The sequence below is a fragment of the Cyclobacteriaceae bacterium genome (assembly GCA_013141055.1).
GTDB lineage: Bacteria > Bacteroidota > Bacteroidia > Cytophagales > Cyclobacteriaceae > ELB16-189.
On record JABFRS010000001.1, the window covers coordinates 320,499 to 336,286 of the forward strand.

The 15,788-nt window shown below is 43.5% G+C and carries 15 protein-coding genes; 4 read left to right on the top strand and 11 right to left on the bottom strand.

The annotated features are described in order from the left end of the window. Positions 1–4 precede the first annotated feature (4 nt). The 8 genes from HOP08_01465 to HOP08_01500 all read right to left on the bottom strand — a co-directional run bounded on the left by HOP08_01465 (position 5) and on the right by HOP08_01500 (position 9,326). A complete protein-coding gene (locus tag HOP08_01465; protein NOT73565.1) occupies positions 5–1,357 on the bottom strand; it encodes a porin in 1,353 nt (450 codons plus the stop codon). A 1-nt stretch (position 1,358) separates the two neighbouring features. Continuing rightward, entirely contained in the window at positions 1,359–1,925 is a 567-nt protein-coding gene (kdpC, locus tag HOP08_01470) for a potassium-transporting ATPase subunit KdpC (GenBank protein ID NOT73566.1), read from the bottom strand. Positions 1,926–1,933: 8 nt separating this feature from the next. Beyond that, on the bottom strand, positions 1,934–3,994 hold the full coding sequence (gene kdpB / locus HOP08_01475) for a potassium-transporting ATPase subunit KdpB (protein ID NOT73567.1): 2,061 nt from the start codon (positions 3,992–3,994) through the stop codon (positions 1,934–1,936). Between the two features lie 16 nt (positions 3,995–4,010). Then, a complete protein-coding gene (gene kdpA / locus HOP08_01480) occupies positions 4,011–5,705 on the bottom strand; it encodes a potassium-transporting ATPase subunit KdpA (protein NOT73568.1) in 1,695 nt (564 codons plus the stop codon). Between the two features lie 12 nt (positions 5,706–5,717). Continuing rightward, positions 5,718–5,795: a K(+)-transporting ATPase subunit F gene (gene kdpF, locus HOP08_01485; protein NOT73569.1), complete on the bottom strand. Its 78-nt coding sequence runs from the start codon at positions 5,793–5,795 to the stop codon at positions 5,718–5,720. 314 nt (positions 5,796–6,109) lie between these two features. Beyond that, complete coding sequence (locus tag HOP08_01490; protein NOT73570.1) at positions 6,110–7,429, bottom strand: sigma-54-dependent Fis family transcriptional regulator; 1,320 nt, start codon at positions 7,427–7,429, stop codon at positions 6,110–6,112. Positions 7,430–7,490: 61 nt separating this feature from the next. Beyond that, positions 7,491–8,831, bottom strand: coding sequence for a sodium:proton antiporter NhaD (gene nhaD, locus HOP08_01495; protein ID NOT73571.1), 1,341 nt, complete (start codon positions 8,829–8,831; stop codon positions 7,491–7,493). Between the two features lie 84 nt (positions 8,832–8,915). Continuing rightward, complete coding sequence (locus HOP08_01500) at positions 8,916–9,326, bottom strand: hypothetical protein (GenBank protein NOT73572.1); 411 nt, start codon at positions 9,324–9,326, stop codon at positions 8,916–8,918. A gap of 212 nt (positions 9,327–9,538) precedes the next feature. Between HOP08_01500 and HOP08_01505 the strand changes: the two genes are divergently transcribed. The 3 genes from HOP08_01505 (at position 9,539) to HOP08_01515 (ending at position 11,472) form a co-directional block, all read left to right on the top strand. Further along, the gene (locus tag HOP08_01505) at positions 9,539–9,709 is read left to right on the top strand and encodes a hypothetical protein (GenBank protein ID NOT73573.1); all 171 of its coding nucleotides are present in this window, start codon (positions 9,539–9,541) and stop codon (positions 9,707–9,709) included. Between the two features lie 31 nt (positions 9,710–9,740). Further along, a complete protein-coding gene (locus HOP08_01510; GenBank protein NOT73574.1) occupies positions 9,741–10,313 on the top strand; it encodes a hypothetical protein in 573 nt (190 codons plus the stop codon). Between the two features lie 214 nt (positions 10,314–10,527). After that, positions 10,528–11,472 (top strand): TlpA family protein disulfide reductase, encoded by a 945-nt coding sequence (locus HOP08_01515; GenBank protein ID NOT73575.1) that lies wholly within the window; start codon positions 10,528–10,530, stop codon positions 11,470–11,472. A gap of 173 nt (positions 11,473–11,645) precedes the next feature. Here the strand turns inward: HOP08_01515 and HOP08_01520 are convergent, their stop codons facing one another. After that, the gene (locus tag HOP08_01520; protein NOT73576.1) at positions 11,646–11,987 is read right to left on the bottom strand and encodes a hypothetical protein; all 342 of its coding nucleotides are present in this window, start codon (positions 11,985–11,987) and stop codon (positions 11,646–11,648) included. Positions 11,988–12,084: 97 nt separating this feature from the next. On the opposite strand from HOP08_01520, the gene HOP08_01525 reads away from it, so the two are divergent. Beyond that, entirely contained in the window at positions 12,085–12,993 is a 909-nt protein-coding gene (locus HOP08_01525; GenBank protein NOT73577.1) for a sugar phosphate isomerase/epimerase, read from the top strand. A gap of 43 nt (positions 12,994–13,036) precedes the next feature. Here the strand turns inward: HOP08_01525 and HOP08_01530 are convergent, their stop codons facing one another. Continuing rightward, complete coding sequence (locus HOP08_01530) at positions 13,037–13,366, bottom strand: YnfA family protein (protein ID NOT73578.1); 330 nt, start codon at positions 13,364–13,366, stop codon at positions 13,037–13,039. 53 nt (positions 13,367–13,419) lie between these two features. After that, a complete protein-coding gene (locus HOP08_01535; protein ID NOT73579.1) occupies positions 13,420–15,759 on the bottom strand; it encodes a DUF748 domain-containing protein in 2,340 nt (779 codons plus the stop codon). Positions 15,760–15,788: the final 29 nt, after the last annotated feature.

A 15,788-nucleotide genomic window follows, 5' to 3' on the forward strand; every position in this document is an offset into this window, starting at 1 on the left:
TATATTAGAATCGTGCAACTATGGCGATGATCATTCTGTTTTCAAGCGTACGAAGATCTGGTTTCCAGGCTTGTGGGGTACCAAGGTTTGGGTCTGTTGTGCCTTGCCATCCATCAACCGAAGTAGTACCTCCCGGACCAGCAAAATAAGGTACGGAAGAATGCCTGTTTAACATTTCCATTCTAAGGGTTATAAATTCATTAGGCATGTAATCAAAAGTACCCGTTAGTTCCCATGCTTCGAACTTCGGCGCCAGATCACCAGGTTTAATATCCGTGTATCCCGCAGCTCCTGAAACAGGATCATTATACAGAGGAGCAGGATTTACAGGAAGGTACCTTCCGGGGTTGGTCAGGTATCCACCCCTGATCGTGATGGCAAATTTATTCTCTTTAAACCATATCCTGTTGGCAAGAGACGTTCCTACAAAGTAGGTTTCATTCAATGACGGATAAACAATGCCATTTAATGATCCTCCATTTTCAAATCCATAGTGAGAGTTCAGACTGAAAGCCATTCGACTTATACCATGGGACGCCGGTCTGTTTTTATAACGTATCATCACAGAATTATCATGATGAAATCTAACCCTCCCATCAATATTCTTAGTGTCCGTACCGTAATAGAAATTCGCAACAAACGCTGTGTTTTCATTAGGCCTGAAGTATGTTGCCAAACCCACAGAGGCAGCCTTATTAAATTTACCATACGAATACCAGCCATTCATGATCCAGGGCTCAATCTTCCATCGCTTGTCAGGATGAATCTGAAAGCGGGCTCCTGTGAAATAAAAGGGTGTAAAGTCACAAACCATTGAACGCTGATAGCTCCAGTTCTCCTGCGCGATATAACTTTCAAGGCCAATAAATGACATAAAAATTCCCGTTTCAAACCGAATGGTGTTCCACTTATTCCATTGGTATCCCACTACCGCTTCCCTGATAAATTTCAAGTCAGTCGTTCTCAGGTTTCTTCCGTGCGTAACCGTTGGATCAGTTTCCTGGATCACACTTAGCATTGATCCGGCCTGAAGATGGATACGGGCAATCACATTATTGTACATAACCTCCCCACCGATGCTGGCCATGTTCAAGGTTACCTCATTGTGCCGTCCGATGATGGAAGAACTATTGATCGTATTATCCATTGGATTATTGAATGAATAATTCCAATACGTATCCATAATCATCGTACCCGTAAAATATTTATAAGTAAGAAGATTTACGCTCTGACGGTTATTACCGTTCAGCCAGGTGAAGTCCATTCCTTCAAAGGGCGCATGAACAACTGTTGAATCCTGTGATTGAGCACCAAAGGCTACAGAAATTAAAAGAGCGACAAGAATTATTTTTTTCATACTATTTAATATTGTCAAGTGCGATGTTAATTCTAAGGACATGAACAGTGGATGGTCCGAACAAGCCAAATAATGGTGGTTGAGTGTATTGATCCACAAGACTGTGGACAACCTCCTTTGAGAGTCCTCTTGCATTCGCAATTCGCGAAACCTGCACAAGGGCGGCGTTCCTTGAAATGTGTGGGTCCAGACCACTTGCCGAAGCTGTGATCAGATCCATCGGAACTTCATCCTTTGTAAGACCTGGATTCTTTTCTAGAAAATCATCAAGGCGTTCCTGAACAAGGTTTAAATATTCGCGATTGGATGGACCCTTATTGGATCCTCCCGAGGAGGCGGCATTATAATTAACGGCTGATGGTCTTGAATTAAAATATTTATCATCTGTGAATAACTGACCGATCAGATCGAATCCCACCGTCTTACTATTCACTACAATGATTTCACCGTTTCCGTTTTCAGGCGCTATCAACTTACTGACGCCAACGATGAAGAAAGGATAGAAAATGCCGAACAGGATCATGGTCAGAAACGTAAGTCTGATAGCAGGAAACAAGTAAGTTTTCATTTTTACTATTATAATAATGGTGTGATCAACATATCTATTAATTTGATCCCGATGAATGGGACGATAATACCCCCTACTCCATAAATCAAGAGGTTACGGGTAAGCAACGCAGAAGCTCCAATAGGCTTATACTCTACTCCACGCAATGCCAGTGGAATCAGCAGCGGGATAATAATTGCATTAAAGATCACAGCAGAAAGGATCGCACTTTCCGGGCTTGTAAGTCTCATGATGTTCATGGCTTGCAATCCTGGGATGGAGGCAATGAACAGAGCCGGGACAATAGCGAAATATTTAGCTACATCGTTTGCAATTGAAAATGTTGTGAGTGTGCCTCTTGTAATCAATAGTTGCTTACCAATTTCAACAATCTCAATAAGTTTTGTTGGATCATTGTCGAGATCGACCATATTACCGGCTTCTTTGGCTGCTTGCGTTCCACTGTTCATGGAAACGCCAACATCTGCCTGTGCGAGAGCGGGTGCATCGTTCGTACCATCACCCATCATGGCTACCAGCTTCCCTTCAGCCTGCTCCTTACGGATATATTCCAGCTTATCCTCAGGCTTTGCTTCCGCGATATAGTCGTCCACTCCAGCTTTACCAGCGATGTATTTTGCTGTCAAAGGATTATCACCGGTAACCATTACGGTTTTCACACCCATCTTTCTCAGACGTTCAAACCGTTCAGTGATACCAGGTTTAATAATGTCTTGCAGCTCAATCACTCCAATGACCTTTTCATTTTCAGAAACAACCAGCGGAGTTCCTCCATTGGAAGAAATTTGCCTGACCATTTCCTCAGCATAGTGTGGTACAAAGTGATTTGCCTTTTCCGTGATCGCTTTGATTGCATCAAATGCTCCCTTTCGGATACGTTTTCCATCTGCTGTTGTAATGCCGGAACTTCTTGTCTCCGCAGAAAATTTGATGATGGTCGCTCCGGGTAAACTTATCTGAAGATCGAACTTCTGACCTATTGCAGACGGGTGCCTGTAGCCTTTGCTGGCCGCGAACTCGACAATGGATTTTCCCTCCGGCGTTTCATCCGCAAGTGAGGAAAGTGTTGCCAACTCCAGGAACATCTCCTGATCATATCCATGTACCGGATAAAAATTTGTTGCCTTCCTGTTTCCGATCGTAATCGTTCCGGTTTTATCCAGCAATAAGACATCAATATCACCTGCTGTCTCAACAGCTTTGCCCGACTTTGCAATGACATTGGCACGTAATGCCCGATCCATTCCTGCAATGCCAATAGCAGACAGTAATCCACCAATAGTCGTAGGGATCAGGCAAACAAAAAGTGAGATAAGGGCTCCTATCGTAATCGGTGTTTGAGCATAATCACCAAAGGGTTTAAGTGTTACAGTGACTAATAAAAACACAATGGTGAAACCTGATAGAAGGATCGTCAATGCAATTTCATTGGGAGTCTTCTGACGACTGGCACCTTCAACGAGGGCAATCATCTTATCGAGAAAGCTTTCTCCTGGTTGCGTTGTAACAAGAACCCTGATTCTATCTGAAAGAACTTTTGTACCGCCCGTAACACTGGACTTATCACCGCCAGATTCTCTGATAACCGGAGCACTCTCACCTGTAATAGCACTTTCATCGATAGTGGCAATACCGTCAATGATCTCTCCATCGGTTGGGATCAATTGGCCGGCTTCGCATACAAAGACATCTCCTTTCCTGAGTGCAGATGAGCTCTTTACCATGATCTTTCCATCCACCAAAACATTCGCAGGAGTTTCTTCTCTTGTCTTTCGAAGACTATCAGCTTGTGCCTTGCCCCTTGCCTCTGCAATTGCTTCGGCAAAATTGGCAAAGAGCAATGTCTTCAATAAGACAATAAAAAGTACCAGGTTATAACCAGGTCTTCCCTGATCGCTATTGTAAAACGAGTACACGGTAACACCCGCCATAATTAAAGTGCCTATCTCAACACAGAACATCACAGGATTTCTGATCATTTGTGCCGGATTAAGCTTTACAAAAGATTGCTTTGCTGCATCAAGCACAAGGCTGGGCTCAAAAAGTCTGGCGGATACTGAGTTCTTCATACAGATTACATTTAAACTACTTTGAGAAAAATTCTGCGATTGGTCCAATCGTCAGTGCGGGAAAAAATGAAAGGGCAGCAATAATTAAAATGACGGAAAGCAGGACAGCGATGAAAGCGAAACTTTCTACTTTCAATGTACCTGCGCTTTCAGGATTATATTTCTTTGCTGCCAGTGATCCGGCAATTGCCAAAGGTCCTATTATAGGAATGAATCGTCCCAACAACATGATCACGCCACAGCCAATGTTCCAAAAGGGAGTTGCGTCAGCAAGTCCTTCAAACCCTGATCCGTTATTAGCGGATGATGATGTGAATTCATACAACATCTCACTGAATCCATGATAGGATGGATTGTTCAACCAGCCTATGTTTGAATTGTTTGATGCGAGGTGCGTGGCAATAGCTGTGCTGACAAGGATCAGGAAAGGATGTGCCAAGGCCACAATAGCAGCAATCTTCACTTCCTTCGACTCAATCTTCTTTCCAAATAATTCCGGAGTACGCCCTACCATAAGCCCTGATATAAATACGGCAATCACAACGAACACAAAGAAATTAATGAATCCCACGCCTACTCCCCCGTAAATAGCATTGATCATCATATCGAGCAGAAATACACCACCTGATAATGCAGTATGACTGTCGTGCATGGAGTTAACAGAACCGTTGGAAGTTGATGTAGTCGATACACCCCAAAGCGAACTTGCAGCAACGCCGAAGCGCACCTCCTTTCCCTCCATATTTCCAGGAGAATTATTAACACCGATTTCTGTCAGCTGCGGATTTCCATTCATTTCGAAATACACCGACACCGATACGAATGCTAGAAAAATGATTGTCATGGCTCCAAAAAAAGCATAGCCTACTTTTGGTTTTCCGATATAAAATCCAAAAGCGAAAATCAAAGCAATAGGAATTAACAGAATCGAAATGTTTTCCACAGTATTTGTGATGTAATCCGGATTTTCAAATGGATGAGCTGAGTTAGTACCGAAGTATCCTCCCCCATTGGTACCAATCTGCTTGATCGCTACCATTGGCGCTACCGGACCGCGCGCGACGGATACTGTATCCGACTGAAGAGTAATAACCTTTTCGGCTCCCTTGAATGTCGCCGGTACTCCTTTAAATGATAGTATCAATGCAATTATCAAAGAGAGCGGCAGAAGGATACGGGTACAACTTTGAAGAAACAGTCTGTAAAAATTTCCAAGATCACGTGTCTGTCTTGAAACGATACCTTTGAATAAAATCACCATTGCCGCTATGCCCGTTCCGGCACTGACAAACTGCAAAAAGCAAAACACCACCATCTGTGACAGATAGGTCGCACCGGTTTCTCCGGAGTAATGTTGAAGATTGGTGTTGGTCATAAAACTAATCGCTGTATTGAAAGCGGTAGTAGCTTCCATAGAAGATATACCATCAGGATTCCAGAATGGGTGAATGGACTGTGTCATCAATATGAGCATGGCCCAGAGGAAGAATACCAGGTTAAGCACAAGCATCGCCCTCATACTTTGCTTCCAGTCCATGGGTTGTGATCCATTTACTCCGCTCATCCGAAGTATCAAATTCTCAAGAGGAGACAGAAAATCCGTCCAGGTCTTTTCACCTTTAAACACCTTTGAACAATAATTACCTAACGGGATGGCAATTACAACGGTCAATATAAAAACGGCGATAACGCCAGCAATCTCAGTATTCATAATTGCGATGCATTAAAATTTTTCAGGTTTGATGAGTGCATACACTAAGTATCCAAACACAGCAATACATATCATTAACAGGAAGATCATAGCGTTAAATTTTATCGAAAAAATCTATGGACTTATAAAGGATTGCAAATGCAACAAACGCCAACAGGATCATCAGTGAGGTTATCATATTAAGTACTATCGATTACTTGGTCAGGCGTCAATAGTCAAACCTTGTACCGATAACAGAGGTATGATGTATCAATAAGGATAACAGGCAGTTACAAACCAGAACCAGAAATGCGGGGTAATACACCCTACCGAAATGAAAGGGTACATTTTCAAAATGGAATGGTGTGGGATGAGGCCTAAACTAAGCCACTACAGAGAAGAGTTTTATCTCTTACGGATAGAATTTAAATCTTGTATTCTTCGATCTTACGATAGAGGGTAGTAAGACCAATATTCAAAAGCCTGGCAGCTTCTGTCTTATTTCCTCCGGTATGTCTTAATACTTTAATTATATGGTTCTTCTCGACCTGTGATAGCTCAAAAGAATTCACTGATTCTTCACCTGAAAAGTCAGCGGGAAGCAAGGAAGATGTAAGCATTCCATCTGAGAGAATGACACATCGTTCGATGACATTCTTAAGTTCCCGAATATTCCCCTTCCAGTTGTGTTGCTGAAGGGCCTTTAAAAAATCAGCAGCGACGGATGGCTCCCGTTTGTTTGTCTTCAATGAAAACTGGGTAATGAAATGATTGGCAAACAGTGGCACATCATCTCTTCTATCACGCAAAGAAGGCAATGAGATTATAAAAACGGAGAGCCGGTAATACAGGTCCTTTCTGAAATTTCCATTCCCCGATTCTTCCTCCAGATTTCTGTTGGTGGCCGCAATAAACCGTACGTTTACTTTACGCGGCTTGCTTTCTCCAACTCGGTAAAATTCTCCTGTCTCCAGCACCCTAAGCAACTTGGCTTGCAGATCAATATTCAACTCTCCAATCTCATCAAGGAATAATGTTCCTTCGTGAGCTTCCTCAAGATAACCTCGCTTTGATTTCAGAGCGCCCGTGAAGGCACCTTCGCTGTGACCAAACAACTCATTCTCCAATAAATCTTTTGGAAAAGCACTGCAGTTCAGCGCGATAAATGCCTTTCCACTTCTTGGACTCTCATAGTGAATTGCCTGAGCAAATATCTCTTTGCCTGTACCTGTCTCACCCAGTAAAAGGACAGTAGTGTCGGTAACCGTTACGCGTCTTGCAAGTTCAATACTACTCTTGATCGCCTTATTATTTCCAAGGATATTGTCAAAGCCAAACTTCTCATGAAGCCTGGTTTCAAGATTGATAACTTTTTGCTGTAGCAAAGATTTTTCTGAAGCCCTGCTTAGGATCGGAAGAATTTTTTCCTGGTGATCTCCTTTCGTAAGATAATCGAAGGCACCATTCTTGATTGCTTTAACTCCATCTTCAATGGTACCATAGGCAGTCAGAACAATGATCTCCACCGCCGGAAACTCCTGCTTGATTCTGGCCGTGAGATCAACTCCATTTCCATCGGGAAGTTTCACATCCGTGATAACCACCTGGACGATTTCCTTATGCAGGAATGACATCCCCTCTTTGATTGATCCTGCCTGAAAGACAGAGTACCCTTCCAGCTGGATGATCCGTGCTAACAGTCCGCGCAAGGATTGTTCGTCATCAATGATTAAAACAGAGGTCAATTTTTAAAATTTAGACAAAGTTATCAATTCAACTGTCTAAATGATCCATTGATTTCAGGCATTAATTCATAATCAAAAACATTGCGGCACCTGCAGCATACCCTAGCAATGCGAGAAAGGTGATCTTCCGGAAGTACCAGATGAAGTCCATCTTCTCCATTCCCATTACCGCAACACCCGCCGCGGAGCCTATTACTAACAAGCTTCCCCCAGTACCCGCGCAATAAGCAAGGTATTCCCATATCATATGATCCATCGGATATGCTTCAACGGAATACATGCCCATACATGCTGCCACCAGCGGTACATTGTCGATGATGGAAGAGAACACGCCGATGAGAGTAATGATCACTTTTTTGTCGCCTATCATGTGCTCCAAGTACTCCGCAAAATGATGGAGTGTCTGCATTGATTCGAGTGCTCCTACTGCCAGGAGAATACCAAAGAAAAACAAGACGCTGCATGTATCTATTCTGGATAGAGCATTCCCGGCCGAGTATTTTTTTCTTTCGTCTTCATCGAGATGAGGGTTGATCATTTCAGAAACAATCCAGAGAACTCCTAACCCAAGAAGAATGCCTACGTAAGGTGGCAGGTGAGTTAATGTTTTAAACACAGGAACAAATACCAAAGCACCAACACCCACCAGCAACATGATCTTTCCTCCCCTGGAATCTGAATCGTTCTTCTCCGTGACCTCGCTATTACTGATTGTGCCTTTCAGTGTAAAGCTTAGGAAGATGACAGGAACAAGAAGGCTTACAATGCTGGGAATCAGCAGGGACTTAATAATTGCCACGGGTGAGATTTGTCCGCCAATCCATAACATTGTAGTTGTAATATCACCGATGGGTGACCACGCACCGCCGGCATTTGCAGCGATAATGATCATCCCCGCAAAGAGCAATCGCCGCTCCCGATCCTGGATTAGTTTTCGCACCAGCGACACCATTACAATGGCTGTTGTAAGATTATCGAGGATAGCAGAGAGAAAAAAAGTTACCCAGCAGATGATCCAGAGCATTTGCCTGATGTCTTTGGTCCTGATCCTTTCAGTGATAAAGCGAAATCCCTGATGTGCATCAATGAGCTCGACAATCGTCATTGCTCCAATGAGAAAGAAAATGATTGACGCAATCTGGCTCAGGTTGTGGGACAGCTCACTATTGATGAATGAATGATAGATGTCTGATATCGGAAGACCTTCAAATTTTATGTTGCGCGAGAACTCGATGAAATGATGACTTTCCAAAAAAGAACTATTGGGAACTTTCAACGCGAACAATGTCCAGCAAAGAACGCCGGTCACGAGTGCGGTGGCTGTCTTATTTATTTTCAGAGAATGTTCCAGTGCAATGGCAAGATAGCCAAATACAAAAATGATGATGATATAAATTTCCAATGGTCAGTGATTTTTCAATTGAACAAGTGACAAGAAGTTCTCTCTGAATGGAATCAAAAAGAAAGAATAGAATCCTGCCCGTTACTAAGGTGCGTTAGCGGCAATTATTGCCCGGAACAATATTCTAAGGAGTGAATACTGTTTTGGTGGAAAACTGATTGTGTAGGAATAGCGAAATCTATCATCAAAGTCAAACGCATTGTTCAACGCCTGACATCTGTTGTGAAACCCAAAAACCGATGCCTGAATCAGGTCGTCTGAGGCGCAAATTAATATTGCATCATCTCCCTTTGCTTTTTGTGAGTCGGAAGATGATTGACTTATAAATGTAAGGTGTAATACCTTTTCAGAAGGTGCCTGTAGTGATCCGACAGATGAAACATCTGCGCCCTTTGAATACCTATCCCCTGCCTTTCCTACGAAAGGCGACAAGACTAGTGCCAGAACGATAAACAGAAAGTGTTTCATAGCGCCGCGAAAGGTAGGCTCTTTCATCCTGACATTTTGCAGGGCACATATTATAAGACTATTATAAAAGTGTCCATCCCTGGACCATCAACGCTTCCTTTATGGCCTAAATCAGGCTCCAGATCGTGATCTGATAATATTTTTATCATTTCACTTTCAAATTAAAAGTACTTTTATCTATCTTTGCCATGCCCTGCAGCAATTGAGAGTTGCAGGTAAACAGTTCTAAAAACATTAAAATGAAGACTCTTCTCCCCTTACTGATCATGATCATTGGAGTTTTGTTAATGGCATTCAAAATATATGCTGATAGCGAACCGGGCGCGATTCCATTGCTACTGATCATTGCTGGCGCAGGATGGTATCTGGTCGCTCGTATTCAGGGTGTCAAAAAAGCACGCATTAAATAAGTATTCAACTAACAGAAAATATCCAGTAAAAATGAAAACAACATTCTCACAATCCGTACTCATCGTTGCCATTGTAACAGGCGTCCTGTTATCCATTCCCTTAATTGCAATGCAATTCTCCAATGAAGTTGACTGGAGTGCTGCCGACTTTATTGTTATGGGTGCACTCATATTTGGAATCGGATTCTCTTATGTACTGATCACCCGCTATGTAACTAATCTGGTATACCGTATTGCCGTTGCCATGGCACTCGGATCCACATTCTTACTGATCTGGGCAAACCTCGCAGTAGGTCTTATTGGTTCAGGTCCTAATGCTGCCAATCTCATGTATATCGGAGTGATCGCTGTTGGAATTGTCGGAACGATCCTCTCCCGCTTTACTGCTGGTGGAATGGAACGTGCCATGTATTTAATGGCAGGCTCACTCATCGTAATTGCTGCTATCCTGCTGGTCACCAATATTTATCAGCGTACCGACAGCTCTGTTACAGAAGTCATTGCCGTCAATAGTTTCTTTGCCGGTTTATTCGCTGTCGCTGGATTACTGTTTCGTTATGTTGCTCTGGAGCACACAAACCGCACAGAAAATTCAAGAAGCTAAGAATATCTCACATCATCACGCGAAGTGCGCAAAGGATCTCATCGATCTTTGCGCATTTTGCATTTAAAATCAACAGGCATTAAATCTCTATTGCCCGGCCTCCCTCCTCTGGCAGTATTTTTCATTCCGTTTAACATTCGTTAACCATAATTAACATGAATTGCTTCATGTCGCTTATGCTTCTGCCTTACTTGCCGGCAAACTAAACCCAGTTATGAAAAGCAAGTCTATTTACTTCCTCATTTTCCTTTTGATTTTTACCATCGAGATGTTTGCACAGACATCTCCCCTGTTCAGAATGAAGAACAGTAAAAAATATATCACCAAAGCCCAGGTGGACAGCATTGCGAAAGCCAACGATAACAAGGTCACTTACAATTTCACAAAAGAAGATGGTGTTCAGGTTGTAGAAGTAGAGCTTATGAAAGGCAATGATGCTGCCGCTGCAGGTAATCAGACATTCACAAGAACCTCATCAGCTCCCAGGACCGGTGATAGCACCGGTACAGCGATGACAAAACCCCTGATAAGACAAAAGAGTTATAAAGATGAAGCAGGCAAAGACATGCCTCCGGCAGAATTCAAAGAGAAAGTGAAGTCCGGGAAATACGCATCACGCTATTCCATCGACAATATGTCACCCGAAGGATCCGATGTCACTTATTATTTGGTACCAAAAGAAGAAGCCGAGCGTAATCAGGCGACCAGCCATCAAGAGGCTAAAGACAACCTGTTAAATGTCAGGCTTCCGGAATTCAAGCTGGTCACCGCAGCAGGAAAAGAGTTCAAGTCTTCTTCCCTTGCCGGGAAAATAGTAGTGCTCAATTTCTGGTTCACAGGCTGTGTCCCATGCAGGATAGAAATGCCATCGCTCAACAAGGTTGTTGAACATTACAAGGACCGCAACGACGTTGTATTCCTTGCTCCCGCCCTCGACAAGCCCGATGCCCTCACAAGGTTTCTAGAAAAACATGCATTCAATTATCAGATCCTTGCAGAATCAAAAGAACTGAATGATCAGCTGAAGCTGGGAATCTATCCTACTCACCTTATTGTTGACAAAAGTGGAATCATCCGCTCGGTTCACATCGGTGCGACGGAAGAAATTGATAAGAGCCTCATTGCGTCGATCAACAAAGTATCAGAGGCTAAGCCTTAGCATACGCTGCTTTATCTTAGATCAAGGGTACTGGTAAGGTTCTTTGGCGGTGGTCAACCGACGGATATTTTCCAGTGCCCTCTTCATATACCTTTTCCAGAATAGCTTGGTAAATAACCAGTTCAGCGGATACAGTAATGTAATATCAGAATGAAGCGTGTAGGTGTATTCAATTAAAATTCTTTCCCGTGCCTGTTCTGTGGTTTTCCATTCACCAATGAATTTGGAGAATCCCATTGAAAGTTACTGACTTCAATTTTCCAGTACTGATTCTCAATTCGCTCCAGCACCTTATCATTGGATGCCCACCCTCCTTTTTGCGAAAGTGATTTGGCAACAAAGACCTTTTTGGAATAACCTGGCTTACCCCAGTTCTCATCATCGGTACAATGTGTGACCTTAGGCATGGGACCATATCCCGTATGCACTTTGGAAACATCACAGAGGATGGGCGTCTTAAATGCCCTCTCCAGCGAGCAATGAAAAATGGTGGTAACTGTAACTTTGGTAGTCATGCGTATGATCCGTGCAACTCTATCGTTGTTTGTTGTTAGAAAGAAATGAATTAGATTTAGTAAAACAAAATGTCATCCACCCAAATGCATTTGGTACATGAAAAACATTCTTCTGATCCTCATCGTGACTGTTATAGCTTCCTGTGGCACTCGCGAAAAAAGCACTGCTGAAAATCCTCCCTTGGACAATCGCATCGCCGCTCAGCTCTGGACCTTCCGTTACGACCTTGAAAAGGATGTACCCGGGACTTTGAAAAAGATCAAAGCGCTCGGCTTCACCTATGTCGAAGGATTTGACGCTCCTTACATCGTAGGCAATCCGGACGACTTCAAAGCAAAGCTCGACTCAGCAGGATTGAAAATGTTTGCTCTTCACTGGAACACTCTTGCCGACTGGAGAAAAGATCCATCCATCATCATCAACACGGCCAAAAAACTTGGCGCACAATACACTGGTATTGCCTGGCTGAAAGAATCAAAAGCCGATACCGTAACACTCGCCATCGTCAACGAAGCTGCTGACATGCTGACCAAAGCCTGCCCGCTGGCGAAAGAAGCCGGACTTCAATTGTACTACCATATTCACGGATATGAATTGCAACCCCTGGAAACCGGGAAGACATTCTTCGACAGCTTTGTCAGTCGTATCGACTATAGCTGTGTACGACTGGAGATGGATGTGTTCTGGGTAACGTATGCGGGGAAAGACCCGGTGCAATTCATGGAACAATACAAGGGTGGCGTTGAACTGCTACATGTGAAGAACATGGCAAGCAATGTATCCACCGGAACGTTTGATGGCTCTGACTTCATGCCTCCCGACATGCCTGCCCAAAACTGGGTTCCGCTTGGAAAAGGACAGATCGATTACAAATCTGTTTTCCAGAAGGGAAAAGAGATCGGTGTCAAATGGTATATCCTCGAAATGGATAAGTATGACGGTGATGTGTACGCTGCCGTTGATTCATCATTGAGTTATATCAGGAAAGAGAAACTACTTCCCTGAAGTATAAAGCCTTCAGGCTTTTTTACTTCAGGGGTGCTTTAGGTTATGCTCGTGGCGCGTAGTAAATAATCATCGCTCCCGTCACGCAAACGACAGATCCAATCACATCATACTTATCAGGTGTGAAGTCGTCAAAGAAGTACGCCCAGACCAGGGACATCACGATAAAGAATGCACCGTAGGTGGCACTCACTCTTCCAAAAGACGAAGACTGAAACGTGGTAGCAATGGCGCAGGCCGTCAGGATCACTGCACCCATCAGACCATATCCGATGCCATAACCTTTACGCAGCCACATCCAGATCAGATAGCCGCCTCCTATTTCCAAGAGACCGGCAATAACGAAGATAGCGATCGCTTTGAACTGAGGCATACAAATGGGATTATGGTGTAAGTTAAATTTACGACGACTAATCTTATAGCAAATTATTTTGCTGCAATTTTCTTTCTCTCTTTCAGATATTTCTTCCTTGGTGCTTCATTATTCAGCTCTCTCATTTTTTCATAGGCTTCCCGTAAGTCATCATCCATACCATTCGGATAATCAAACTTGAAAAAGGAGAAGCCATTATAAGGAATAGCACTCTCATCGGCCTTCATCTTCACCTGACTGACGGTGCCATTCTCTTTAAACGAATTGAGAAACGATGCTTTCCGATCTTTGACGAGATTGACAAATGACCTGTTCACTGCCTCATGACCGACAAAATTGAAACACTTCTCCTGCAACGTAAACATCACTGTATCACTCAGGTTCCTGCTGATGTACTTCACAAGCGCTTTATCCTTGGCAGACATCTTATTAACCTCCAATGAATCATCTTCGGTAAAGTCCTTCGCCTTTTTATTATGTGTGATCAGAAAATACTTCTTCTTGGTCTCATAGAACAGAATGTGCTCTTTCTCCTTGATCTCATACTCAACAGGATGCACGACAAGTGAGGCATTCGGGTTACTCTTCAGAAATTCAGCAATATCTTTTACAAACTTAAGCTGATGATCCGATAGTGAACGTTGCTTCATCTCCCATTTCACCGTCAGCGATTTTTCGATCTCTGCTTCCACTTCCTTTACCTCCATTCTGTATGGAGTCGTGGCAGGCTTGACGAATATATTCTTGATGGCATCGGTGATCACATCACTCAGGTGAAACTTCGGATGCTTCAGATTGCCCGTGATCGGGATTTCATAGTCGATCACATTTCCATGATCGCGCACCAGGGACATGATCAATGGCATCGGTATCCATTTCGTGTCTTTGTTCCTCACACGCTTGGTGACCCGGGGATCCATCACAAGTACGTGATTGCTTCCATTGATCATACCGTTCCTTACATTCCAAAGTCCATTCACTTCCAGCGTGCCTCTGTCCAATGGAAAAGAAGTGACGGAGATAAGATAGGGATTGAATGCTGCAGCTGGTATCTTTTCTACTTTATACTTTAGATCAAAGTCGCCGCTGTCTTTCGGATTGATGCTTATAAAGAAGTCTGCATGACCATAGGGCTGTATGTCCGACTTTAAAGTAATCCCCACACGCTTGTTTCTCTTGTTTACAGAGTCTGCGCGAACGGTAAGCGGGCCCGCCTGCATGGAGAATTTTTCACTGATCGAATAATCATTGAAGGTAAAGTTTCCGTCAAAGATCCCCAGCGTGCCGATCTGAAAGTCGCTGACAAAGAAGTTACGTGAGATCTCTTTCAGGTAGCGTGCAATTTCAATAACGAGGTTGAACCGTCCTGACTGGCTCGTTACGTCAGAAATATTCATACCCTCCTTACCAAACAAAGCCTGAACATTGTCGAGCGAATCGAAGACCTCATACTTGATAAAGGGGGCATTGAGAGTGATAGAATCAAAGAGATACTTGTTACGGGCGGGACTAAGCTCTTCAATCACGAGTGCAAGTTTCTTGAAAGCTATGTAAGCATCCTCATTCGTTTTACCGAGATGAAAGTCAGTCAGGAATAATCGGCCGGTGGCACTGATACTGTCAGAAGAGTTAAAATTTCCCGTTGCCACGATCTGTGCATCAAGTGTGGAATGAAACATTCCATAGTTGATGAGCTCCCAGATGTACTGGCGGATGATTTCAAGATCGAAGGCTTTCACAGCCACACCGAACTTATAGTCGAGGTTCTTCACATTGATGGTAAAATCTCCCTGCATGCCGCCTTTTCCCTTTCCATCCTCAAAAGAGAACTTTGCAGAGAGCGTATCTACATCCTTCGTCTTACCGGGACCCAGGACGTTGAGATTTTTGATATAATAATTGATGGGAATGATCTTTTCATAGTAGTGAAATTCTCCTCCTATGATCTCGGTATCGAGCAGCGTGACGTGCCAGGCATCGGAGTGTGTAGTGTCTGATTTATCTCCTGATAATTTATCTATGACGTCGTCAAAGCTCAGTGTATCTTTCTTCTGAACGATCTTTCCCCATGGATGATCCACGGTAAGTTGTTCGATCACTACCTGCTTTGACAGAAGCTTGTGAATGGCAAAGTTGGCACTGGCTCCTGTTGCGGACACGAAAATGCTATCGCCCTGCAGTTCATAGATCTTCACATCATGCAGGTGAACATAACCGGTAAGTGGATTGACATAGGCCCATCCCACGGTTGCCTCCCTTCCGATGAGATCCACGTCGTGCTTCTCGACATAGTACTTTGCAAGGGGCGAAAGGATAATCAATATCACTATAAATAAGAGCACAATGGCTCCTGCGGTATATAAAAGGCCTTTTCTGATTTTAGGGATTTTCATTTGGGGGCGCCGAATTTACGTAGCCTGAG

What these genes read in the sequence shown, in the direction of transcription:
- HOP08_01505 (NOT73573.1), top strand. Translation starts at nt 9,539, where the DNA reads ATGAAGACTCTTCTCCCCTTACTGATCATGATCATTGGAGTTTTGTTA.
- HOP08_01520 (NOT73576.1), bottom strand. Translation starts at nt 11,987, where the DNA reads ATGACTACCAAAGTTACAGTTACCACCATTTTTCATTGCTCGCTGGAG.
- HOP08_01510 (NOT73574.1), top strand. Translation starts at nt 9,741, where the DNA reads ATGAAAACAACATTCTCACAATCCGTACTCATCGTTGCCATTGTAACA.
- kdpC (NOT73566.1), bottom strand. Translation starts at nt 1,925, where the DNA reads ATGAAAACTTACTTGTTTCCTGCTATCAGACTTACGTTTCTGACCATG.
- HOP08_01500 (NOT73572.1), bottom strand. Translation starts at nt 9,326, where the DNA reads ATGAAAGAGCCTACCTTTCGCGGCGCTATGAAACACTTTCTGTTTATC.
- kdpB (NOT73567.1), bottom strand. Translation starts at nt 3,994, where the DNA reads ATGAAGAACTCAGTATCCGCCAGACTTTTTGAGCCCAGCCTTGTGCTT.
- HOP08_01535 (NOT73579.1), bottom strand. Translation starts at nt 15,759, where the DNA reads ATGAAAATCCCTAAAATCAGAAAAGGCCTTTTATATACCGCAGGAGCC.
- HOP08_01525 (NOT73577.1), top strand. Translation starts at nt 12,085, where the DNA reads ATGAAAAACATTCTTCTGATCCTCATCGTGACTGTTATAGCTTCCTGT.
- HOP08_01515 (NOT73575.1), top strand. Translation starts at nt 10,528, where the DNA reads ATGAAAAGCAAGTCTATTTACTTCCTCATTTTCCTTTTGATTTTTACC.
- HOP08_01465 (NOT73565.1), bottom strand. Translation starts at nt 1,357, where the DNA reads ATGAAAAAAATAATTCTTGTCGCTCTTTTAATTTCTGTAGCCTTTGGT.
- kdpF (NOT73569.1), bottom strand. Translation starts at nt 5,795, where the DNA reads ATGATCTTCCTGTTAATGATATGTATTGCTGTGTTTGGATACTTAGTG.
- kdpA (NOT73568.1), bottom strand. Translation starts at nt 5,705, where the DNA reads ATGAATACTGAGATTGCTGGCGTTATCGCCGTTTTTATATTGACCGTT.
- HOP08_01530 (NOT73578.1), bottom strand. Translation starts at nt 13,366, where the DNA reads ATGCCTCAGTTCAAAGCGATCGCTATCTTCGTTATTGCCGGTCTCTTG.